Origin of the sequence: Kitasatospora sp. NPDC127121 (genome assembly GCF_042677305.1) — a bacterium.
Lineage (GTDB): Bacteria > Actinomycetota > Actinomycetes > Streptomycetales > Streptomycetaceae > Kitasatospora.
Genome location: NZ_JBHXTQ010000028.1, coordinates 18,783 through 38,945 on the forward strand (window position 1 = coordinate 18,783; position 20,163 = coordinate 38,945).

17 protein-coding genes are annotated in these 20,163 nt (G+C 74.2%); 7 read left to right on the top strand and 10 right to left on the bottom strand.

The window, feature by feature from the left end; all coding sequences use genetic code 11:
* The first annotated feature begins 3 nt into the window (after positions 1 to 3).
* A complete protein-coding gene (locus tag ACFVHI_RS16390) occupies positions 4 to 1,794 on the top strand; it encodes a protein kinase (protein ID WP_380339735.1) in 1,791 nt (596 codons plus the stop codon).
* 135 nt (positions 1,795 to 1,929) lie between these two features.
* Here the strand turns inward: ACFVHI_RS16390 and ACFVHI_RS16395 are convergent, their stop codons facing one another.
* The 3 genes from ACFVHI_RS16395 to metF form a co-directional block, all read right to left on the bottom strand.
* The gene (locus ACFVHI_RS16395; RefSeq protein ID WP_380339737.1) at positions 1,930 to 4,179 is read right to left on the bottom strand and encodes a heavy metal translocating P-type ATPase; all 2,250 of its coding nucleotides are present in this window, start codon (positions 4,177 to 4,179) and stop codon (positions 1,930 to 1,932) included.
* Between the two features lie 203 nt (positions 4,180 to 4,382).
* Positions 4,383 to 5,546 (bottom strand): permease, encoded by a 1,164-nt coding sequence (locus ACFVHI_RS16400; RefSeq protein ID WP_063346594.1) that lies wholly within the window; start codon positions 5,544 to 5,546, stop codon positions 4,383 to 4,385.
* Between the two features lie 128 nt (positions 5,547 to 5,674).
* Positions 5,675 to 6,616, bottom strand: coding sequence for a methylenetetrahydrofolate reductase [NAD(P)H] (gene metF / locus ACFVHI_RS16405; protein WP_380339740.1), 942 nt, complete (start codon positions 6,614 to 6,616; stop codon positions 5,675 to 5,677).
* 252 nt (positions 6,617 to 6,868) lie between these two features.
* On the opposite strand from metF, the gene ACFVHI_RS16410 reads away from it, so the two are divergent.
* Together ACFVHI_RS16410 and ACFVHI_RS16415 are read left to right on the top strand one after the other, a co-directional pair.
* On the top strand, positions 6,869 to 7,201 hold the full coding sequence (locus tag ACFVHI_RS16410; RefSeq protein WP_380339742.1) for a heavy-metal-associated domain-containing protein: 333 nt from the start codon (positions 6,869 to 6,871) through the stop codon (positions 7,199 to 7,201).
* A gap of 248 nt (positions 7,202 to 7,449) precedes the next feature.
* A complete protein-coding gene (locus tag ACFVHI_RS16415) occupies positions 7,450 to 8,661 on the top strand; it encodes a cytochrome P450 (RefSeq protein ID WP_380339745.1) in 1,212 nt (403 codons plus the stop codon).
* 69 nt (positions 8,662 to 8,730) lie between these two features.
* On the opposite strand, the gene ACFVHI_RS16420 is transcribed toward ACFVHI_RS16415, so the two are convergent.
* A complete protein-coding gene (locus ACFVHI_RS16420; RefSeq protein WP_380339747.1) occupies positions 8,731 to 9,942 on the bottom strand; it encodes a Dyp-type peroxidase in 1,212 nt (403 codons plus the stop codon).
* A 31-nt stretch (positions 9,943 to 9,973) separates the two neighbouring features.
* Between ACFVHI_RS16420 and ACFVHI_RS16425 the strand changes: the two genes are divergently transcribed.
* A complete protein-coding gene (locus ACFVHI_RS16425; RefSeq protein ID WP_380339750.1) occupies positions 9,974 to 11,338 on the top strand; it encodes a nitrous oxide reductase family maturation protein NosD in 1,365 nt (454 codons plus the stop codon).
* Positions 11,339 to 11,389: 51 nt separating this feature from the next.
* On the opposite strand, the gene ACFVHI_RS16430 is transcribed toward ACFVHI_RS16425, so the two are convergent.
* Both ACFVHI_RS16430 and ACFVHI_RS16435 read right to left on the bottom strand, forming a co-directional pair.
* Complete coding sequence (locus ACFVHI_RS16430; protein ID WP_063346597.1) at positions 11,390 to 12,154, bottom strand: hypothetical protein; 765 nt, start codon at positions 12,152 to 12,154, stop codon at positions 11,390 to 11,392.
* A 134-nt stretch (positions 12,155 to 12,288) separates the two neighbouring features.
* Positions 12,289 to 14,994, bottom strand: coding sequence for an SdrD B-like domain-containing protein (locus ACFVHI_RS16435; protein WP_380339753.1), 2,706 nt, complete (start codon positions 14,992 to 14,994; stop codon positions 12,289 to 12,291).
* A 487-nt stretch (positions 14,995 to 15,481) separates the two neighbouring features.
* Here ACFVHI_RS16435 and ACFVHI_RS16440 point away from each other — a divergent pair, with 487 nt between their 5' ends.
* Positions 15,482 to 15,883, top strand: a complete 402-nt coding sequence (locus ACFVHI_RS16440; RefSeq protein WP_380339869.1) for a helix-turn-helix transcriptional regulator — start codon at positions 15,482 to 15,484, stop codon at positions 15,881 to 15,883.
* 30 nt (positions 15,884 to 15,913) lie between these two features.
* Here ACFVHI_RS16440 and ACFVHI_RS16445 read toward each other — a convergent pair whose 3' ends face one another.
* From ACFVHI_RS16445 to ACFVHI_RS16455, 3 genes are all read right to left on the bottom strand, one after another.
* The gene (locus ACFVHI_RS16445) at positions 15,914 to 16,078 is read right to left on the bottom strand and encodes a hypothetical protein (protein ID WP_167745848.1); all 165 of its coding nucleotides are present in this window, start codon (positions 16,076 to 16,078) and stop codon (positions 15,914 to 15,916) included.
* A gap of 39 nt (positions 16,079 to 16,117) precedes the next feature.
* Positions 16,118 to 16,396, bottom strand: a complete 279-nt coding sequence (locus ACFVHI_RS16450) for a helix-turn-helix domain-containing protein (protein ID WP_079136201.1) — start codon at positions 16,394 to 16,396, stop codon at positions 16,118 to 16,120.
* 365 nt (positions 16,397 to 16,761) lie between these two features.
* Entirely contained in the window at positions 16,762 to 17,640 is an 879-nt protein-coding gene (locus tag ACFVHI_RS16455; RefSeq protein WP_380339755.1) for a LysR substrate-binding domain-containing protein, read from the bottom strand.
* Positions 17,641 to 17,764: 124 nt separating this feature from the next.
* Between ACFVHI_RS16455 and ACFVHI_RS16460 the strand changes: the two genes are divergently transcribed.
* Positions 17,765 to 18,817 (top strand): bile acid:sodium symporter family protein, encoded by a 1,053-nt coding sequence (locus ACFVHI_RS16460; RefSeq protein WP_380339757.1) that lies wholly within the window; start codon positions 17,765 to 17,767, stop codon positions 18,815 to 18,817.
* Positions 18,818 to 18,832: 15 nt separating this feature from the next.
* On the opposite strand, the gene ACFVHI_RS16465 is transcribed toward ACFVHI_RS16460, so the two are convergent.
* Positions 18,833 to 19,066 (bottom strand): cold-shock protein, encoded by a 234-nt coding sequence (locus ACFVHI_RS16465; protein ID WP_380339872.1) that lies wholly within the window; start codon positions 19,064 to 19,066, stop codon positions 18,833 to 18,835.
* 462 nt (positions 19,067 to 19,528) lie between these two features.
* Between ACFVHI_RS16465 and ACFVHI_RS16470 the strand changes: the two genes are divergently transcribed.
* Positions 19,529 to 20,110, top strand: coding sequence for a hypothetical protein (locus tag ACFVHI_RS16470; protein ID WP_380339760.1), 582 nt, complete (start codon positions 19,529 to 19,531; stop codon positions 20,108 to 20,110).
* Positions 20,111 to 20,163: the final 53 nt, after the last annotated feature.

A 20,163-nucleotide genomic window follows, 5' to 3' on the forward strand; every position in this document is an offset into this window, starting at 1 on the left:
TGCGTGTCCGAGTCGCGTTGGGTGCCCGGGCTCCGGTTCGGGCCGGAGTTCGACCCCGAGCAGTACGAGCTCCTGGAATTCCACCACCGGGGCGGCGAGGCCGAGGTGTGGCGGGCGGTGCGGACCGGCCACAGCGGGCTCAAGGAACTCGTCGCCGCGAAGATCATGCTGGAGCGCGACCCCTCCGAGGTGCGGCGCTGGCTCGGCCGCTGGGACGACGTCTCGCACAACGCCCACCGCCTGGGCGTGAACGACCTGGTGGTGCCCAGCTTCCTGCTCGGACCCTCCCCGCACCGGCCCGGCGCCGCGCCCTCCGCCGGGCTGCTCGGCTACCAGATCTCCCCCTGGGTCGAAGGCGTGCCGCTGCACACCTGGGCCCGCACCCAGCGCGGCGGCCCGGCGGCGGTGGCCGAGGTGCTGGCCCGGCTCTGCCGGATCGTCGACGAACTGCACCGAAAACGCTGGGTGCACCGCGACATCTCCCCCGCCAACGTCCTGGTGGACGCCCAGAACCAGGTCAAGCTGATCGACCTGACCTTCCTGGCCCCGCTCGACCACACCCTCACCGTCGCGGTGTTCACCCCCGGGCACGTCCCGCCGGAGGCCGAGCAGGTCGGCGGCTTCCCCACCACCGCCAAGGACCTGTTCGCGGTCGGCACCCTCGCCCGCACCCTGCTGCTGCCCGACCACGGCCGGCTCGACCACCGGCTCGCCGCCGAACAGGCCCGCGCCGAACTCCTCGCCGCCGGCTACGGCGAGGACCTGGCGCGCTGGGCCTGCGAACCGCTCGCCCGCGAACCGGACCGCCGCCCCTCCCCGCTCGGCCCCTGGGTGGGCCGCGGCCGCGAACTCCTGCGCTCCCGCCGGCCGGTGGCGCGCACCGCGGGCCTGGCCGTCCTGCCCGACCGGGCCGGCCGGCCGCTGCTGGTCACCGGCGGCGCCGACGGCACCGCACTGGCCGGCCCCGGACACCACGGGCAGCGTCTGCCGGCCGGCCAGGGGCCCGGCCCGGTCAGGGAGTTGCTGGCCGGCTGGGCCGGACACCAGGGCGAACTGGTGGTCTGCGCCGAGGACCGCGGCGGGACGCTCTGGGTCGGCACCTCGGCCGGCTGGTGGGAGGCCGCGCGCGGCGTCAGCGGGCTCGCCGGGGCGGTCAACTCCGCCGGGGAGATGACGGTCTGGACGGCGGCCGGCGGCGCCCTGCGCTCCTACCGCTGGGCACCCGGCCTCACCCTCACCGGCCAGGAGCTGCCCGGCTGCCCGGCCGACCGGGTGCTCGCCGCCCTGGAGGAACGGGCCGGGTCCTGGCTGGTCCTGGTCGAGCACCGGGAGCAGGTGCTGAGCTGGCGACCGGGCTCGGCCGAGCGCCCCGCCCCGCTGGGGCCGCCCGGCGCCCTGCGCGCCGGGGCGCTGGCCCGCACCTCCGCCGGACCGCAGGCCGCCACGCTGCGCCCGGACGGCTCCGTCCAGCTGCACACCCTCGACACGGCCGGCCCGGCCCCCGAGATCGGCGACGGCGAGCCCTCCCTCGGCGTCGCGATGGCCGGCCACCGGGGCGGCCCGACGGTGGCGCTGGCCGGCGCGGGCGGCGTCCGGCTGCGGCTGCCGGCCGGCGGCGCCTCCCGGCGGCCGCGCTGGTGGCGGCCGACGCTGCGCCCGGCCACCCGGGTCGCGCTCGCGATGGGCGAGGACTGGCGGCTGTGCCTGGCCGCGGTGGTGGAGGGCGAGTTGCAGTGCTGGCAGGAGGACGCGGCGTACCGGTGGCAGGCGGTGGCGCTGCCCGAGCAGGGCTGAAGCGGGGCTTCGCGGGGCTGAACGGAACGCGCCGGGGCCCCGGAACCTGGTGCGGTTCCGGGGCCACGGCGACTCGGGCGGGTCGAGCAGGGTGGGCGGGCTCAGCGGGGTGGGCGGTTCAGCGTTCGGGCGGGCTCAGCGGAAGCGGCGCAGTCGCAGGCTGTTGCCGACCACGAAGACCGAGGAGAAGGCCATCGCGGCCCCCGCGATCATCGGGTTGAGCATCCCGGCGGCGGCCAGCGGCAGGGCGGCGACGTTGTAGCCGAAGGCCCAGAACAGGTTGCTCTTGATGGTGGCCAGGGTCTTGCGGGAGAGCCGGATGGCGTCGGCCGCCGCCAGCAGGTCGCCGCGGACCAGGGTGAGGTCGCCGGCCTCGATCGCGGCGTCGGTGCCGGTGCCCATGGCCAGGCCCAGGTCGGCCTGGGCGAGGGCGGCCGCGTCGTTGACGCCGTCGCCGACCATCGCCACGACCTTACCCTCGGCCTGGAGCCGCTTGACGGTGGCGACCTTGTCCTCGGGCAGCACCTCGGCGACCACGTCCGCCGGGGCGATGCCGACCTCGGCCGCGACGGCCTCGGCGACCGCCCGGTTGTCGCCGGTCAGCAGCACCGGACGCAGGCCCAGCGCGCGCAGCCGGGCGATCGCCTCGGAGCTGGTCGGCCTGACCGCGTCCGCGACCTCCAGGACGGCCCGGGCCTCGCCGTCCCAGCCCACCGCGATCGCGGTCCGCCCGGCAGCCTCGGCGGCGCGCTTGGCCGCGGCCAGGCCCTCCGGCAGGTACTGCGACCAGTCGTTCAGCAGCGCCTCCCGGCCGGCGACCACCGCGTGGCCGTCCACCACGCCCTGGACACCCAGGCCCGGCACGTTCTCGAAGCCCTCGACCGCGGGCAGCTCACCGGCCTCGGCGGCGGCGGTGGCGATCGCCCGGGCGATCGGGTGCTCGGAGGCGTGCTCCAGGGCGCCGGCCAGGCGCAGTGCCTCGGCCTCGGTGACGCCCTCGGCGGTGTGCACGGCGAGCAGGGCCATCCGGCCGGTCGTGACGGTGCCGGTCTTGTCCAGGACGATGGTGTCGACCTTGCGGGTGGACTCCAGCACCTCCGGGCCCTTGATCAGGACGCCCAGTTGGGCGCCGCGGCCGGTGCCGACCAGCAGCGCGGTCGGGGTGGCCAGGCCCAGGGCGCACGGGCAGGCGATGATCAGCACCGCGACCGCTGCCGTGAAGGCGGCGGTCCAGCCCTCGCCGGTGCCCAGCCAGTAGCCGAGGGTGGCCACCGCCAGGACGATCACGATCGGGACGAAGACGGCGGAGATCCGGTCGGCGAGGCGCTGGGCGGCGGCCTTGCCGTTCTGCGCGTCCTCGACCAGCCGGGCCATCCGGGACAGCTGGGTGTCCGCGCCGATCCGGGTGGCCTCGACCACCAGCCGGCCGCCAGCGTTGACGGTGGCGCCGGTGACCTGGTCGCCGACGCCGACCTCGACCGGCACGGACTCGCCGGTGAGCATCGAGGCGTCCACCGCCGAGGCCCCCTCGACCACCACGCCGTCGGTGGCGATCTTCTCGCCCGGCCGCACCACGAACCGGTCGCCCACGGCCAGGCCGCCGACCGGGATCCGGACCTCGGCCCCGCCGCGCAGCACGGTGACGTCCTTGGCGCCCAGTTCCAGCAGCGCCCTGAGCGCGGCGCCCGCGGTGCGCTTGGAGCGGGCCTCGAAGTAGCGGCCGGCCAGGATGAAGGCGGTGACGCCGGCCGCCGCCTCCAGGTAGATGTTCGACGGGCCGTCGCTGCGGGCGATGGTCAGCTCGAAGCCGTGCCGCATGCCCGGCATTCCGGCGTCGCCGAGGAACAGCGCCCACAGGGACCAGAGGAACGCGGCGCCGGTGCCGAGCGAGACCAGGGTGTCCATGGTCGCGGCGCCGTGCTTGAGGTTGGTCCAGGCGGCGCGGTGGAACGGCCAGGCGGCGTAGGTGACCATCGGCGAGGCCAGCACCAGCGACAGCCACTGCCAGTTGTCGAACTGCAGGGCCGGCACCATCGCCATCGCGATCACCGGCACCGCGAGCGCCACGGCCGTGACCAGCCGCTGGCGCAGCGGGGCGAGTTCGTCGACCGGCTCGGCCTGCCCGGCTTGCCCGGTCGGGCCTTCGGCGGCCGGCGGCTTCGGCAGCGCGGCGCTGTAGCCGGTGGCCTCGACGGTGGCGATCAGGTCGGCGACGTCGACGCCCGCGGGGAAGGCGACCTTCGCCTTCTCGGTGGCGTAGTTGACGCTCGCCGAGACGCCGTCCATCCGGTTGAGCTTCTTCTCGATGCGGGCCGCGCACGAGGCGCAGGTCATGCCGCCGATCGAGAGTTCCACCTCCGTGGAGGCGGGTGCCTGGGTGGTCATCGTTGCTCCTCGTGACAGTCGTCGTTCCGGGAACGTGCTGAGCGTCTCCGGTCCGACCTCCATACCCTCGGGGGGTATCGGTCGGCGTCGGGTTCCTTTATACCCCCTGGGGGTACCCAGAACAAGCGGATACCCCCAGCAGGTATCTTCCGGGTCGGCGATCCGCCCGCCCGAAACCCCCGGGAGGTATCCACCGCCGGACGTCAGTGCCGGTCGTGCCGGTGCCCGTCCCCGGCCGCGGGCTCGCCGCCCATCATCCGGAGCATGGCGCGGCCGCCGGTACGCAGGAAGCGGACGAGCAGGGCGGCGGCGAGGAGCAGGAAGGCGATGTTCAGCCAGGTGGTGTAGTTCCACTCGATGCCCGCCATCGGGATCTCGGCCTCGCGCTGGTCGGGGACCAGGCCGAGCGCGCCGAAGAGGAACTCGACGGTGTAGCCGGCCGCCACCATGGCCGCGTAGAAGGTGCCGAGCAGGAACAGGGCCGTCCGACGCCCGTAGTACTTCCGGTAGATGTTGAGGATCGGCAGGATCAGCAGGTCCGCGAAGATGAACGCGACGACCCCGCCGAAGCTGATCCCGCCCTTCCACAGCACCACCGCGAGCGGCACGTTGCCGATCGAGCAGACGAAGGACGCCATCGCCACCAGCGGGCCGACCAGCGGACCCCACAGCCGGCCGGCGAGCGGGTGGTCGGCGAAGAAGAACGCCTGCCAGAAGGAGTCCGGCACCCAGGCGGCGATGGCACCGGCGATGAGCAGCCCGAGGACGAGGTCCTTGAGGATCGCCGCCCACTCCATCACGAACACGTGCGACACGGCCGTGACGCCCTGCCGGGACAGCAGCCGCCGGGCAAAGGAGCCCTCCCCGGCGACGGACATGTCCATCGCCGCGTGGCCCTCCATCGAGCCGGCCAGGCCGCGTTCGGCCTGGGCGCGGGCCTCACGCAGCAGCCGGTCGCGCAGCAGCAGCCGGAAGAGCAGGGCGAGGACGAGGATCATCACCGGCCCGCCGACGAACTCGGCCGCCGTGAACTGCCAGCCGAGCAACAGGGCCAGGATGACGCCGAGTTCGACGACCAGGTTGGTCGAGGCGATCTCGAAGGCCATCGCGGCGGTGAAGTCCGCGCCCTTGCGGAACAGCGAGCGGGCGAGGGCCACGGCCGCGTACGAGCAGGAGGAGGAGGCCGCGCCGAGGAGGGCGGCGACGCCGAGGGTGCGGGGGCGGTCGTCGCCGAGCAGCCGGACGACGGTGGACTTGCGGACGACGGCCTGGACGACGGCGGAGAGCAGGAAGCCGAGGATCAGCGCCCAGGCGATCTCCCAGGTCATCGATCCGGCGATGGACAGCGCGTGCAGGATCGCGTGCATGGTGGGTCCGCCTTCCCTGGTGCCCCGGGTTCGCCAGCGCCGAGCACCATATACCCGTACCGGGTATCACCCCTCGCACCTCGCCGGGGGCCCGGCCGCTCCCCCGCCGGACCCCTGTCAGACCTCCGTCAGGCCGCCGCCAGCGGGGCCGACGGCTGCGCCGCCCGGTCCAGCCCGAGGTTGCGGTGGATCTCCAGGGCGGCGGTGGAGCGGTTCAGCGTGATGAAGTGCAGGCCGGGCGCACCCTCGCGGAGCAGGCGCTCGGCCATCCGGGTGGCGTGGTCGACGCCGATGCGGTGAGCGGTCGGCCGGTCGCCGCGGGCCGCCTCCAGCCGTGCGGCCAGGCCCGCCGGGAAGGAGGCGCCGCTGAGTTCGGCGAAGCGGGCGATCTGGCGGACGTCGGTGGCCGGCATGATCTCCGGGATGACCGGGGTGTCGCAGCCGGCCTCGGCGAGCCGGTCGCGCAGCCGCAGGTAGTGCTCGACGTCGAAGAACATCTGGGTGACGGCGTAGTCGGCGCCCGCCCGGCACTTGGCGACGAAGTACCGGATGTCGTCCGCCCAGTCCGCCGAGCGCGGGTGGCGCTCCGGGAAGGCCGCCACCCCGACCGTGAACGCGCCGCAGCCCTTGACCAGTTCGACCAGTTCGGCGGCGTGCCGCAGGCCCCGGGGGTGCGGCTCCCAGACGCCGTTCGGGTTGCCGGGCGGGTCGCCGCGCAGGGCGAGGACGTCGCGGATCCCGACGTCCGCGTAGCGCCGCAGGACGGCCTGGAGCTCGGCGGTGGAGTGGCCGACGGCGGTCAGGTGGGCCACCGGCCGCAGCGTGGTCTGGGCGGCGATCCGCTCGGTGGTCTCGATGGTGCGGTCGCGCGAGGAGCCGCCGGCGCCGTAGGTGACGGAGACGAAGGTCGGCGCGACCGCCTCCACCCGCCGGATCGCGGCCCACAAGGAGCGCTCACCGGCGTCGTCCTTGGCGGGGAAGAACTCGAAGGAGTACGTCCGCTCGCCGGCCGCCAGGATCTCGCGCAGTCCGCGCGGGCCGCGCGCTCCGGGTCGGGTGGTGTGGTCCATGGGGTGTCACCTCGGGTGATGGGGGTCGGCCGCCTGCCGGGGCCGGCCGCCGGGATGCGGGCGGCCGCTTCCACCCTGCCGGAAGGGCGCAACGAGATTGCCACAAGGATCAGTTGACGATCGGTCGAGTCCGTTTCACGGCCATCGCGAGCGACGCCCTCAGTTACCCCTGGGGGGTATGGTACGTTCTCCAGGCGAAGCGGCCGACCGCACCTGCGGCCGGCGCCGGGCACTGATGACAGGAGCACCCCCATGTCCGAGACCACCGTCACCGTCGAGTCCCCCGCCACCGGGACCGCCACCGAGACCGCCGCCTCCTGCTGCGGCTCCTGCGACACCGGCGCCACCGGGGCCCCCGCCACCGGAACCGCCGGGCGGGCCGTCTTCCAGGTCAAGGGCATGACCTGCGGCCACTGCGTCACCTCGGTGACCGCCGAACTGCGGAAGATCGACGGCATCACCGACGTCGCCGTGGACCTCGCCACCGGCGAGGTCACCGTCGACAGCACCCTGCCGCTCGCCGACGAGGCCGTCGCCGCCGCCATCGACGAGGCCGGCTACGACCTGGTCGGCCGCCTCGGCTAGGTCGCACCAGCCGAACGCCCCCGACGGCAGGACCGTCGGGGGCATTCGACTTACGGGGTGGGGGTATGCCCGGCGGGATGCGCCCGGCGGGATGCGCGCCGGACAGGCCCCGGTGAAACCCTGACCGGAGGAGGTGAAATCGCTACCATCGGGACCAACGGGACAAGCAGCAGCGGAATCCAACGATCTACGTAAATACGACAGTTGGATTCTCATCCCGCGCCGGACCGCCGACCCCGAAGGGACCCATGTCCACCGCCGCACCCGCCCTCCCCCCGTTGCACCGACTCCCCGTCACCCCCGCCCAGCCGCCCCACCCCACCACCCTCCCCGACGGCACCCCCGCCTGGCTGGTCACCCGCTACCACGACGTCCGCCAGACCCTCACCGACCCCCGCTTCACCCGCGGCGACCTGGCCACCGTCGGCACCCCCGGCGGCGGCGCCGACGTCTCCAGCAACCCGGCGTCGATGTTCAACCAGGACGGGCCGGAACACCGCCGACTGCGCAGCACCGTCCAACGGGCCTTCACCGCACGCGCCATCGCCGGCTGGCAGCCCTGGGTCGCGGAGGGCGTCCAGCAGGCCGTCGACGCCCTCGCGGCCGGCGGCACCCCCGCCGACCTGGTCACCGCCTTCACCCGGCCGGTGCCCTTCGCCGTCACCAGCCGCCTGATGGGGCTCGACGGCGACGGCCCGGACCACCTCGACGAGCAACGGCTCCGCCGCTGGACCAGGGCGATCCTCGCCGACGGCACCCCGGCCGACGGCGGCGACGCGGCCGACGGCGCCCTGGACCCGGCCGAGGCGCTCGCCGAATACGCCGCCTACACCGGCGAGTTGATCGCCCGCCGGCGCCACCACCCCGGCGAGGACCTGGTCAGCCGCCTCGTCCAGGCCGCCGACCAGGACGGCGGCGTCCCCGAGGAATCACTCGTCTACCTGGTCTGCGGGCTCACCGCCAGCGGCAACGAGAGCGTCACCGGCGCCCTCGGCAACGCCCTCGTCTACCTGCTCGGCGAACGCCCCGAGGACTGGCCCCGCCTCGCCGATCCCGACACCACCGAACGCGTCACCGAACGCCTCCTGCACTTCATCCCGCTCGGCGACGACGAGGCCACCACCCGGCGCGCCACCGAACCGGTCGACCTCGGCGGCGTCCACATCCCCGCCGGCGCCGTCCTCGCCGTCAGCCTCGGCAGCGCCAACCGCGACGCCGCCGTCTTCCCCGACGGCCTCGACGCCGGCCTCGACCACCCCCTGCCCGCCCCGACCCTCGCCTTCAGCGCGGGCCCCCACTACTGCCTCGGCGCCTGGCGGATGCGCCTGGAAATGCGCGAATCCCTCCGCCGCCTCGCCACCGCCCTCCCGGGCCTGCGCCTCACCACCCCCGTCGACCGGCTCACCTGGCAACTCGGCACCACCACCCGCAGCCCCGCCCAGCTGCCGGTCACCTGGTAGCCGGGGGCGCCGGGCCGCCCGCAGCGAGCAGCCCGCGTCGACCCCCGGGCCGTCGCGGGCGAACCGTCCTCAACCCCAGAGCTGCTCGCCCAGCGTGGCGCCCTCGGGGGCGCCGGGCAGGACGTAGGCGACGGCGGAGGCCTGGTGCTGGACGAACGGGTTGAGGGCGTCGCGGGTGGCGAGGCGGGTCTGGACGCGGGTGAACTGGGCGGAGTCACGCATGAAGGCGCAGAAGAGCAGGCCGCGGTCGTCCGGGCCGTCGTCGTAGCTGTAGCCGCGGCGGAGCATGCGCGCGCCGCCGTCGAGGCGGGGGCTGCTGAGCCGGACGTGGGCGGTGGCGGGGATGACGTAGGAGCCGTCCGGGTTCTTGGCGTAGACGTCCGGTTCGTCGTGTTCGGCGCTGCCGGTGAGCGGGGCGCCGTCGCCCGCGCGGCGGCCGATGGCCAGGTCGCGCCGGTCCGCGGGGAGGGCCGCGAAGGCGGCGACGTCCATCCGGATCCGCCGGTAGACCAGGACGGTGCCGTTCTCGTGCGCACCCGCCGGGCCCCAGACCCACTGCCGGGCGGTCGGCTCGTCGGGGTTGGCGGTGCCGTCCTTGAAGCCGAACAGGTTGCGGGCGGTGCTTCCCGGGGCGGTGGCGGGCAGGAAGCCGGACTGGGTCCAGCGGGGCGTGGCCCCGGCGGCGCGGGCGGCGGTGGTGGCGAGTTCGGCGACGACGGTCAGCGTCCAGCGGTCGGCGCCGCAGAGTTGGAGGAGGACGTCGCCGCCGCCGCGCGCCGGGTCGAGGCGGTCGCCGGCGAAGGCCGGCAGGTCGGCGAGCGCGGTCGGGACGTTCAGGCCGAGCCGGGCGGCGAGGTCGGGGCCGACGCCCACCAGGCTGGTGAGCCGGGCCGGTTCGGCGCCCTGGAGCCGCAGGTCCGGCGACGTCCCGGCGGTCGCGGCGGCCAGCAGCCGGGTGAGGTCCGCGAGCAGGCCGCGCAGGGCGTCCCGGCCGCCGGCGGTGGTCGCGGGTGCGAGGTCGAAGGCCAGCAGCTGGGTGGCGGCTTGCGGGGGTGTGGTCACGCCGGCCTGGCGGGGGCCGTGGAAGAGGGGCGCCGGGTCGGGCGGCGGGGCCGCCGGGTGCTGCTGCGCGGAGCCGTCGTGGCCGCCGTGCGCCAACGCCTGGACGCCGGCGCCGAGTCCGGCGGCGAGCACCGCCCCGGCCGCGAGCAGCGCCCTCCGCTCGACACCGGGTCCGGCGGCTTCCGTCTGTTTCCGCACTTTTCCGGTTTCGGCATGCATGGGCGACATTGGAGACGATAGAACACCTCTCATGCAAATCCTGATGATGCGTCATTTCACTCGGCGGCCCTCACCTGCACGTGCCACGAGACCCCTGCGACGGCTGTCCGCGGCGCTGCTCGCCACCACCCTGGCGCTGGCCGGCTGCGCGGCATCGGGCTCCTCCTCCGACGAGGCCCGCCATCCGGCCGGTACGGTCATCCAGGTCCCGGAGGACTTCCCCACCGTGCAGCAGGCCGTGGACGTCGCGCGCGAGGGCGAAACCGTGCTGGTCCACCCGGGCGTGTACCCGGAGAGCGTCCGGATCACCAAGCCGCGCATCGTCCTGCGCGGGACGGACCGCAACACCGTCGTCCTCAACGGCGGGGTGCGCCTCGTCAACGGCATCACCGTCACCGGCGCCGGCTCGGTGGTGGAGAACCTCACCGTGCACGGCTACCTCGCCAACGGCGTCCTGTTCACCGGCGTCACCGACGAGCACCTGCAACGGCACGGCGCCGGCGGCTCCGCGTACGACCCGCTGGACACCAACCGCTTCCCGCCCGTCCAGGGCTTCCGGGCCTCCCGGGTGACGGCGTACGACAACGGCCTGTACGGCATCTACGCCTTCGACGCGCGCGGCGGCGTGATCGAGGACTCCTACGCCTCCGGGCAGGCCGACTCCGGGATCTACGTCGGCCAGTGCAAGCCCTGCGACACCCTCGTGCACGGCAACACCGTGGAGCGCAACGCGGTCGGCATCGAGCTGACCAACGCCTCCGACGGGCTCAGCATCCTCGGCAACCGGGTGGTCGGCAACCGGGTCGGCGTGACGGTGAACTCCAACGACCTGGAGTCCCTCGCCCCGCAGCACGGCGCGGTGATCGCCGGAAACGTGATCACCGACAACAACGCCGCCGACACCCCGGAGCAGGCGGACGGCGGCTTCGGCATCGGCCTCGGGATCGGCGGCGGCACCGCGAACCAGGTGCTGCGCAACCTCGTCCAGGGGAACCGCGCCGCCGGGATCATCGTCACCGACCCGCCCGGACACCCGGCGAGCGGCAACCGCGTCGAGGGCAACCGCGCCACGGGCAACGGCGTCGACCTCGTACTGGCCTCCACCGACCCCGGCAACTGCTTCACCGGCAACACGCCCGACACCCAGAGCCCGGACCAGTTGGAGGGCCAGGCGGCGTGCGGGGCGCAGGGCCGCAGCCCGCTCCCCGGCGGGCGGCCCGCCACCGTCATGGCGCCGCCCGGCGTGCCGTTCCACCAGGTGCAGGCCCCGGCCGCGCAGCCCTCCCTGCCCGACCCGTCGGCGCCGGGCCGGCCGGCGACGGACCTGCCGGGGCCCGTCGACCCGGACCGCTACGCCCTGCCCACGGACGCCGCCGCCGTGCCGCAACCCCGGTGAGCCCGGGCCCCGGTGAGCCGCAGCCCCGGCGGCCCTAACGGCCCCGGGGCCTCACCCCGCGGCCCACGGCGCCTCCGGCATCCGCACGCCGTCCTGCCGCCCGGTGAGGTCGACGGTCGTCGGGGTGCCCAGGCCGGGCATCCGCATGGTGACCCGGCGCAGCGAGCCGTCGCCGTCGACCCAGTAGGTGAGCGGCGACGGCCCGCCGTCCGGGGCGGCGCCCTGGGCGCGCGGGCCGGAGAAGCGGTCGTAGTCGCGGCCGTCGATGCGGTCCCGGCCGAGCAGGCGCGCCCCGGACTGGGCGAGCAGCAGCGGGTTGTCCGGCCGGTCGGCGCCGAGGCGGACCAGCAGGCCGAGCCCGGCGTCCAGCGGGTCCGCCGTGTAGGAGCGCGGCGACCAACCGGAGCGGGGGACGTGCTCGGCCTGCTCCCAGGCGGGGCCGGAGCCGGCCGGCTCCGGGGCCAGCCCGAGGCCGTCGCCGTCCCAGATGATCAGGCCGTGGTCGAGCTGGCCCGAGGCCCCGGAGACCTGGTAGCGGCCCACCCCACGGCGGGTGCGGTAGTCCACCACCCCCTCCACCCGGATCTGCACGCCGCCGCCCTCCGCCGCGGTGAGCGCCACCGCCGCCGGGCTGGCCTGGTACAGCGTCAGCCGGGACAGCGCCAGCCGGGACGCCTCGTCCATGGTCACCGCCCGTTCCTCCGGTTCGCCCCAGGCCGTCACCCCGAGGGCCGTGGCCCCGGCGACCACCACCGCGCCGACCACCCCGACGAGCAGGCCCAGCCGCGCCCTCTTCCCGATCTTCCTACGGGCCATCTGGCAGCCCTCCTCCTGGTCAGCACCGTCGTACTGGTCGTGACCGTCGTACTTGTCGTCACTGTCGTGCGAACGAGCGGCGGGCGGGCCCGTGGCATGACTCGCGCCACGGGCCCGCCCCTCCTCACCGCTTCCTACTGGTGCCGCGCCCTGCGCTTACGGGCGACGAAGACCAGCGCACCGCCGGACGCCACCAGCACCGCGCCGCCGACGATCCCCAGCGGCACCAGGGCGTTGGCCCCGGTGTTGGGCAGCTGTCCCCCGGGCGGGGGCAGCGGGTTCACCGTCGACGGGCTCGGCGACTCCGTCGGCCCCGGCGGCGTGGTCGGCTCCGGCGCGCTCGGCGAACTCGACGGGCTCGGCGGGCTCGACGAGTTGGTCGGCGTCGGGGTCGGCGTCGGGGTGGGCAGCAGCTTGTTGACCGCCGTCACCGAGACACCGTCCGCGAGGTTGTCGGAGGTCAGCGCCAGCGGACCGAACACGGTGGTGTCCGGAGCCGCGTAGCCGTCGGGCGGGCTGAGCTCCTGCCAGTAGTACGTCCCCGGCACCCCGGCGCCCTGGCAGAGGCCGTCGGCGCCGGTCGTGCAGGGCCCGCCCACCGCCGTGTCGGGCTTGTCACCGCCGGTCTGCAACCCGTCGGTGCCGTTGGTGTCGTGCCACAGCTGGAACTTCGCCCCCGCCAGCGGCTTGCCGTCCTGGTCGTGCTTGACCAGGCGCAGCGCGCCCTCCTGCTGCCGGAACCCGAAGTCGAAGGTGTGGTCGTTCTCGCCCGGCCCGCCGGTGGTCAGCGCCCGTTCGGGGAACTTCGTGCCGGGCGGCACCAGGCCCTTGGAATCGATGAAGTGGTTGTCGCCGACGTCCGCGTCGGTGGGCACCCACTGGTAGAGCGGCCCGCCCTTGGCGTAGTCCGCCGGGTTGTCGAGCCGGATCGTGTACTTGGTCCTCGGCTTGAGGCCGCCGGTGACGTTCGAGTCGTCGAAGTAGTACTCTCCGCGCTTCGTCGTCTTCGTCGTGCCGACCAGCTTGCCCGACTCGTCGTAGAGGTGGACGGTCGCGCCCTCGACGGGGCGCTGGCCCGGGTTCTGGATGCCCTTGCGCTCGGGGTCGTACCAGACCCGGTTGCCGATCTGCAGCGGCGCCTGGTCGCAGAGCACCTCCAGGTCGCCCATCGAGGCGCCCTTGCCGAACGGCGCGATCACCCCGGCCGGGTTGAGCCGGAAGCCGAACTGCGGGTCCTGCTGGCCGTTCGCCCGCTGGAGGAACGACGTGCCGTACCCGAGGGCGGTGTGGTTGGGGTCGAAGGCGGAGACGGCGACGGTGCTCTCGACCTTGGAGAGCGCCATTCCGGCGAACGCCGTGTTGCGGTGGCCGCCCCAGGTCGTGTCGAAGAACCGGGTGCCCCGGGGAGCGAGCCCGCAGCCGTTGTTGGTGTCCATCACGTACGTGCCGTTCGCCCGGCAGGCCTTGTTCAGGTCACCGCCGGACATGACGACGGCGACGGAGCCCGGCGCCGGGGAGCCCGGCGCGCGGTCGCCGAAGCGGTCGCGGAAGGCCAGCAGCATCGAGCCGTCGGTCTCGAACGTGATCTCGCCCAGCTCGGGTTCGGGTTGGGCGATGGTGTAGTTGCCGCACGGGCGGCCGTTCTGCGTGGTCGGGTAGGTGCTCGTCCACGGGAACCAGCTCGCACCGTCGCACGGGCCCGAGCCGACGGTGGACTGGCGCGGGTAGTCCAGCGGTTGGTCCAGCACCGGCTTGGCGAACACGCCGGTGGCGAGGTCGAAGGGCAGGACCACCGCGCGCAGGTCGGTGAGCTTGCCGGTGGACTCGCCGGAGCACACTCCGCCGAGGTAGCCGGTGCCGTCCTGGAGGCCGAGGCCGAACGGACGCCAGTCCCCCGCCGCCGGGCAGCCCGGGTCGGGGATCGGGTAGGAGGCCGTCGGGCTCCCGGCGGCCGCCACGGTGGCGTTGTAGCGGTAGAGCTTGCGGTCGTTGAGGTTGACGACGAACAGGTCCTTGCCGTCGTCGGTGATCTTGATGCCGCCGAGGCTCTCCTTGCCCGGTGTGTCGAGGAAGGCGTCGTCGGTGCCGCCGCCGTGGGCCGTCGAGCCCGCGTTCGGGACGGTGGTGAACAGCGTCGTCTTCTTCTGCGCGATGTCGGTGACGTAGATCGCGCCGGCACCGCCCGGACCGTAGTCGGTGGTGCGCTTGGCCACCGCCGAGGAGAACAGCCGCCGGTCGGCCTTGTTCCAGGCGATGCCGTACAGCGTGCCGGTATCGGCGTTGGTGGCGAGGTTCGTGGCGGTCACGCCCTCGCCGTCCTGGCCGCGCGCGCTGTACGGGAAGGAGACCAGCGTGCGCTGGGCCCCGCCCTCGCGGTCCATCGGCTGGCAGGCCGTGACCAGCGGGGCGTTCTTCTGGCAGTAGTCACCGGGGTTCCAGAGCCCGGTGGTGTACGCCACGTTCTTGCCACCCGAGAGGTCGACGAACTCCTCGTTGCTGCTCAGCTGGGTCGGCGCGCCGTCCAGCCCCTGCCGGGAGGCGAACGCCGGGAACAGCACCCCGGGCTTCGGATTCACCACCTGCACCCGGTACTTGCCCCCGGACGGCTTGGCCGCCGCCGGGGCCAGGGTGACCGTCCCGTCGGCCGCCGTCACCCCCTCGATCGCCAGCCCGGCGTCATCCGTGAGCGTCACTTTCACGCCCGCGAGCCCTGGCTCCAGGGCCGGTGTCCACACTCCGCTGGTGTCCACCGCCCGGATCACCCGGACGGTCACCGTCCCGTCGCCGGGCTGTGGAAAGGCCGCCGGCGCCGTCACCAGCGCCGCAGCGGACAATCCCATCGTCAGCGCCGCGACCTGCGCGACGCACCTCGTTCGCTGCCTCGTTCTTCCCAATGTCCCGCTCTCATCATCGACGGGTTATCACACCCGGGCTGATCAGGAGTCATCAGCAGATCGGCAATCTTAGCTCTCCGCAAGGGAATTGACGAAACTTCATGTGCACGCGTGACAAGAGCGCCACACCTACTCCACCACCAGTTCGAATCCGGACCCGTTCGTCCGATACCGGCCGCCATGCTCGAAAACAGCACCTTCAGCCGGATTTCGTCCGAACAAGACGGTGGGGCGCGGGGACAGCCCAGGACGCAGGGACGGGGGTGCGGGAGCGGGTGGGGCGGGGCGGGCCGGGGCGAGGCGGCCCGGGGCATCGGCCGGAGCACGCCGGCGCGCGACCCTGTCGGACCGGGCGGGTAGCGTGGCAGACGTGCCCCAGGTGTCCCGAGTCCCCCTACCCGACCTCGTCCGACTGCGGCGGGCCCGCGACCGGATGGACCGCGACTACGCCCAGCCACTGGACGTATCGGCGCTGGCACACACCGCGCTGATGTCGCCGGGCCACTTCTCCCGCAGCTTCCGCGCCGCCTTCGGCGAGACCCCGTACGGCTACCTCATGACCCGCCGGATCGAGCGGGCCAAGGCGCTGCTGCGACGCGGCGACCTGAGCGTGACGGAGGTCTGCATGGCGGTCGGCTGCACCTCGCTGGGCTCGTTCAGCTCGCGGTTCACCCAGTTGGTCGGCGAGACCCCCAGCGCGTACCGGGCCCGGGAGCACGGCCACGCCGCCGCCCTCCCGGCCTGCGTCGCCAAGGTCCACACCCGGCCGACCAGGACCGGGGAGTCCGGCGACCCCACCGGCCCGCAGCCCGGCTCCGACCGGGCTCGGCAGTAGCCCCGGACCCTAGGGCGAGTCGGACACGCCTCAGGGCGTGTCCTCCGGATCCGGCTCCGGGGGCAGGCCCACCTCCTCGCGGTCCTCCTCCGTACGCTCGTCGAGCTCCTCCTCGTCGGGCCGCCGGGGCAGACCGCGCCCGTGCCCGGTGTCCGGGTCGCCTTCGACGTCCTTGTTGGACTTGTGGTGCGACATGGCGCCTCCTCGCCCCCGATTCCGCCGGTACCTTCCCACTCAAACGCGCGCCCCGGGCACCCGCAAGCCGGGGCCGCGATCACGGGGCGCCCCGCCCGGCGCCTCGGGGAAAGCCGCCGACTCGAACTGCGCCCGCTGGTCGGCGTCCAGCCGCAGCACGTCCACGAGCAGCCGCACCGTCTCCCGCCGGGGCCGCAGCGCCCCGCCCCGCTCCAGATTGCGCACCGCGCGAACACTCAGCGTGGCGAGATCGGCCAGTTGCTGCTGGGTCAGGCCCCGGTGCTTCCGGTGTCCGTGCAGCATGTCGCCAAATCGCATCTTTCCCGACCTTTCCCTGTCCGCGTCAGCCGGCTGCTCTAGGGCGTGTTTCATCATTCCCGTCGGATCAGCGCGCGGCGGTGGGCGCCCGGCTGGGCGTGCCGGCGAAGCGTCCTCGTACTGGGCCGTACTTGGACGTTTCGCCGGTGCGGTCAGGCGGGATGCCCGGCGTCGCGCGCCCGGCGGGAATGATGAAACACGCCCTAGCCTTCGTAACGCGACCGGAGAACCGTCGGGTTCAACGGCCGAGCGGTGTGAAGTCCGGCTTCGGCCACCGCCCTTGACTTCCTGTCACCATCGATCGTGGGAACCCGTCGGTCCGCCGCCTCGCCCGCGTCCGGGCAGCCCCCGGCCGTCGCCCCCCGTCACGGCTCCGCCCGCTCCGGTGCGCGTTGCAGGCGGAACGCGTCCGCGAGGACCGCCTGGGCCAGCACCCGGGCCGGGCCGCGCGCCGTGGTGCGCCCCGTGGTGAGGGCGAACTCGGTGGTACCGAGGTTGGGCAGGCCCGGCTGGTCGGGCAGCACCCGCAGGCCCGACGGGATCAGGCTGCGGGCGTGCGGCACCACCCCGAGGCCGGCCAGCGCGGCGGCCCGGACCCCGGAGAGGCTGGTGCTGGTGCAGGCGATCCGCCAGGGCCGCCCGTCGCGCTCGCAGACCTCCAGGGCGCGGACCCGGGTGAAGCTGGGCGGCGGGTAGACGATCAGCGGCAGCGGCTCGGCCGGGTCCGTCCGGAAGTCCTCCGCCGCGATCCACACCAGCTTGTCCTGCCACACCAGTTGGCCCTGCGAGCCACCGCCGGGCGGGCGTTTGCCGAGCACCAGGTCGAGCCGTCCGTCGGCCAGTTGCTCGTAGAGCACGGCGCTGAGGCCGACGGTGAGTTCGAGGTCGACCTGGGGGTTGCTCCGCCGGAAGCTCCGCAGGATCTGCGGCAGCTCGGTGTGGACGAAGTCCTCCGAGGCGCCGAACCGCACCCGCCCGCGCACCTGCGTCTGCGCGAAGTAGCCGAGCGCCTGCTCGTGCGCCTCCAGGATCGTCCGGGCGAAGCCGAGCATGGCCTCGCCCTCGCTGGTGAGGTGCACGGAGTGGGTGTCGCGCAGGAAGAGCTGCCGGTCGGCGGCCGTCTCCAGCCGCCGCACGTGCTGGCTGACCGTCGACTGCCGCAGCCCCAGCCGCTGGGCGGCCCGGGTGAAGCCGCCGGTCTGGGCCACCGCGAGGAAGGACCTCAACTGCACCGGATCGAACACCTGGCCATTCTATCCGCTGATATCACGGATCATGATGACAGTGAGTGCCGCCAGCGGGATTCACAATCACCCCGGCGGACGGCAGGCTGAGGCCATCCCACCCGAACCGCCACCGCGGAGAACCATGCCTCGCCCGAACCGTCCGCCCCGCTCCCACCTGCCCCGACGCCCCGCCCGCCTCCGGGTCGACCCGTTCATCGCCGCCCTGCTGGGCACCGTGGCAGTGGCCGCCCTGCTCCCCGCCCGCGGCGCCGCCGCACCGGCCTTCTCCGACGCCGCCACCGGCGCGGTCGCCGTCCTGTTCTTCCTCTACGGCGCCCGGCTCTCCGCCCGCGAGGCCTGGGAGGGGCTCAAGCAGTGGCGGCTGCACGGCACCGTGCTCGCGGTCACCTTCGGCCTCTTCCCCCTGCTCGGGGTGGCCGCCCACCTGCTGGTGCCGGCGGTGCTGTCGCCGCAGCTCTACCAGGGCCTGCTGTTCCTGACCCTGCTGCCCTCCACCGTGCAGTCCTCGATCGCCTTCACCTCCATCGCCCGCGGCAACACGGCCGCGGCGGTCTGCAGCGCGACCTTCTCCAGCCTCTTCGGCATCGTCCTGACCCCGCTGCTCGCCGCCGTGCTCCTGCACACCAAGGGCGGTGTCTCGCCGGGCACCGTGCTGGAGATCGCCGAGCAACTCCTCCTCCCCTTCACCGCCGGCCAGGTGCTGCGCCGCTGGATCGCCGCCTGGATGGCCCGCCACCGCGCCGTCCTCGGCCTGGTCGACCGCGGCTCGATCCTGCTGGTCGTCTACAGCGCCTTCAGCGCCGCCGTGGTGGGCGGGGTGTGGGGCGCCCTCTCGATACCCCGGCTGGCGGCCCTGCTGGGGGCGGAGGCGGCGCTGCTGGCGCTGGTCCTGACCACGACGCTGCTGGTCGGCCGCCGGCTCGGGTTCGGCCGGGCCGACCTGGTCGCGATCGTCTTCTGCGGCTCCAAGAAGAGCCTGGCCAGCGGCGTCCCGATGGCCACCGTCCTCTTCCCGGGCCCGGCGGCCGGGCTGATGGTGCTGCCGCTGATGCTCTTCCACCAACTGCAACTGATGGTCTGCGCCGTCCTGGCCCGCCGCTGGGGCGCGCAGGCCGAGGGCACCGGGGCCACGGCGCAGCCGGCGGCCGCGCGGGCCCTCGACCACGCGGCCTGACGGGCCCCGCCGCCCTCAGAGGCCGATGACGTCGACGGCCTGCGGGCCCTTGGGGCCCTGCTCGACCTGGTACTCGACCCGCTGGCCCTCCTCCAGGGTCCGGTACCCGACCCCGACGATGGACGAGTAGTGGACGAAGAGGTCCGGGCCGGGGACGTCCGGCACGATGAACCCGAACCCTTTGTCGGCGTTGAACCACTTCACCGTGCCGAAGTTGATCAAGGCGCGCCGGCCCTCCGCCGGCCGCATGGCGGTCATGGTGTCCGCCCGCCCGGTGTCCGCCCACGCCGGGGCGCAGACCGCCGCCAGGGCGCCGAGGGCGACGGCCGACGCGCACACCATGGCCGCCACGCGGCCGCGCACAAGGACGAGAGGGGACATCACAAGCCTCCTGGCGGGAGAAGGACCGGGCCGTTCAGCAGGGGCACGCGCGACTGATCGCGTACTCACGGTGTCCGCCGATGCTCCGTCCCGCAAGCCCGGACGACCGACCGGGCGGTCTTCCGTCCCAGCCACCCACGGGCCCGCGAGGCCGGGCCCCGGTTCTGGACCATTCGAGGCCCATCGGCGGGGTTCCCGGGATGGCGACGGCCGGGATCCATCGCGCCGTGCCACCGTCACCCTTCGACCTCGCCCTTCGACGCCCTTCGGCCCGCCTCGCCCCGCGTGCGGGCCGCACCCCTCCGGTCCGACGAAAGAAAGGGAACCCACGTGTCCGTACGCCGAAGCGCCGTGACCGTGTCCGCCGTCCTCGCCGCACTGTCCACCGGCGTGACCCCGGCCGCCGACGCAGCCCCGCCGGCCGCCCCGGAAATCCTGAACTGCTCCGTGAACGCCACCGTCACCTTCAGCCCGCCACTCTCGGCCGGCCCAGAGGCCACCACCATGGCGATCGGCGGGACGGCGAGCGGGTGCACGGGCTCACTGGACGGCCCGACGGCCGTGACGGGCGGCACCGTCACCGCGACGCTCAGGTTCGGCGCGGTCAGCTGCAGCCCGGCGACGCCGCCGGCACTGGCACCGGGCTCCTCGGCGACCTTCACCTGGAACCTGAAGGACGGCACGCAGGCGAGCAGCACCGTCACCGACATCGCCATCGTCGAGGTCGACGGCTCCGGGACCCTCACCGGCACCGTCACCGCCTCCTCCACCCGCCTGGCCGGGCAGAAACTGGCCGCGCTCGTGGACGTCACCAGCGACCAGCCGCTCGTGGACAACTGCGTCGACGTCCTACTCGGAACCGGCCGGCCCATCGCCGACTCGACCCTGACCGCCGACCTCTCCTTCAGCTGACACCAGACCGTCCCGATGCGCGCCGGGCCCACCCCCGCAGGTGGCGGACCCGG

Bases quoted from the DNA above. Each gene is read 5' to 3' on its own strand.
- ACFVHI_RS16430 (WP_063346597.1), bottom strand. From the start codon at position 12,154: ATGGCCCGTAGGAAGATCGGGAAGAGGGCGCGGCTGGGCCTGCTCGTC.
- metF (WP_380339740.1), bottom strand. From the start codon at position 6,616: ATGGACCACACCACCCGACCCGGAGCGCGCGGCCCGCGCGGACTGCGC.
- ACFVHI_RS16450 (WP_079136201.1), bottom strand. From the start codon at position 16,396: ATGCGATTTGGCGACATGCTGCACGGACACCGGAAGCACCGGGGCCTG.
- ACFVHI_RS16440 (WP_380339869.1), top strand. From the start codon at position 15,482: ATGGACCGCGACTACGCCCAGCCACTGGACGTATCGGCGCTGGCACAC.
- ACFVHI_RS16460 (WP_380339757.1), top strand. From the start codon at position 17,765: ATGCCTCGCCCGAACCGTCCGCCCCGCTCCCACCTGCCCCGACGCCCC.
- ACFVHI_RS16415 (WP_380339745.1), top strand. From the start codon at position 7,450: ATGTCCACCGCCGCACCCGCCCTCCCCCCGTTGCACCGACTCCCCGTC.
- ACFVHI_RS16445 (WP_167745848.1), bottom strand. From the start codon at position 16,078: ATGTCGCACCACAAGTCCAACAAGGACGTCGAAGGCGACCCGGACACC.
- ACFVHI_RS16465 (WP_380339872.1), bottom strand. From the start codon at position 19,066: ATGCGGCCGGCGGAGGGCCGGCGCGCCTTGATCAACTTCGGCACGGTG.
- ACFVHI_RS16425 (WP_380339750.1), top strand. From the start codon at position 9,974: ATGCAAATCCTGATGATGCGTCATTTCACTCGGCGGCCCTCACCTGCA.
- ACFVHI_RS16395 (WP_380339737.1), bottom strand. From the start codon at position 4,179: ATGACCACCCAGGCACCCGCCTCCACGGAGGTGGAACTCTCGATCGGC.
- ACFVHI_RS16400 (WP_063346594.1), bottom strand. From the start codon at position 5,546: ATGCACGCGATCCTGCACGCGCTGTCCATCGCCGGATCGATGACCTGG.
- ACFVHI_RS16420 (WP_380339747.1), bottom strand. From the start codon at position 9,942: ATGCATGCCGAAACCGGAAAAGTGCGGAAACAGACGGAAGCCGCCGGA.
- ACFVHI_RS16410 (WP_380339742.1), top strand. From the start codon at position 6,869: ATGTCCGAGACCACCGTCACCGTCGAGTCCCCCGCCACCGGGACCGCC.
- ACFVHI_RS16435 (WP_380339753.1), bottom strand. From the start codon at position 14,994: ATGGGATTGTCCGCTGCGGCGCTGGTGACGGCGCCGGCGGCCTTTCCA.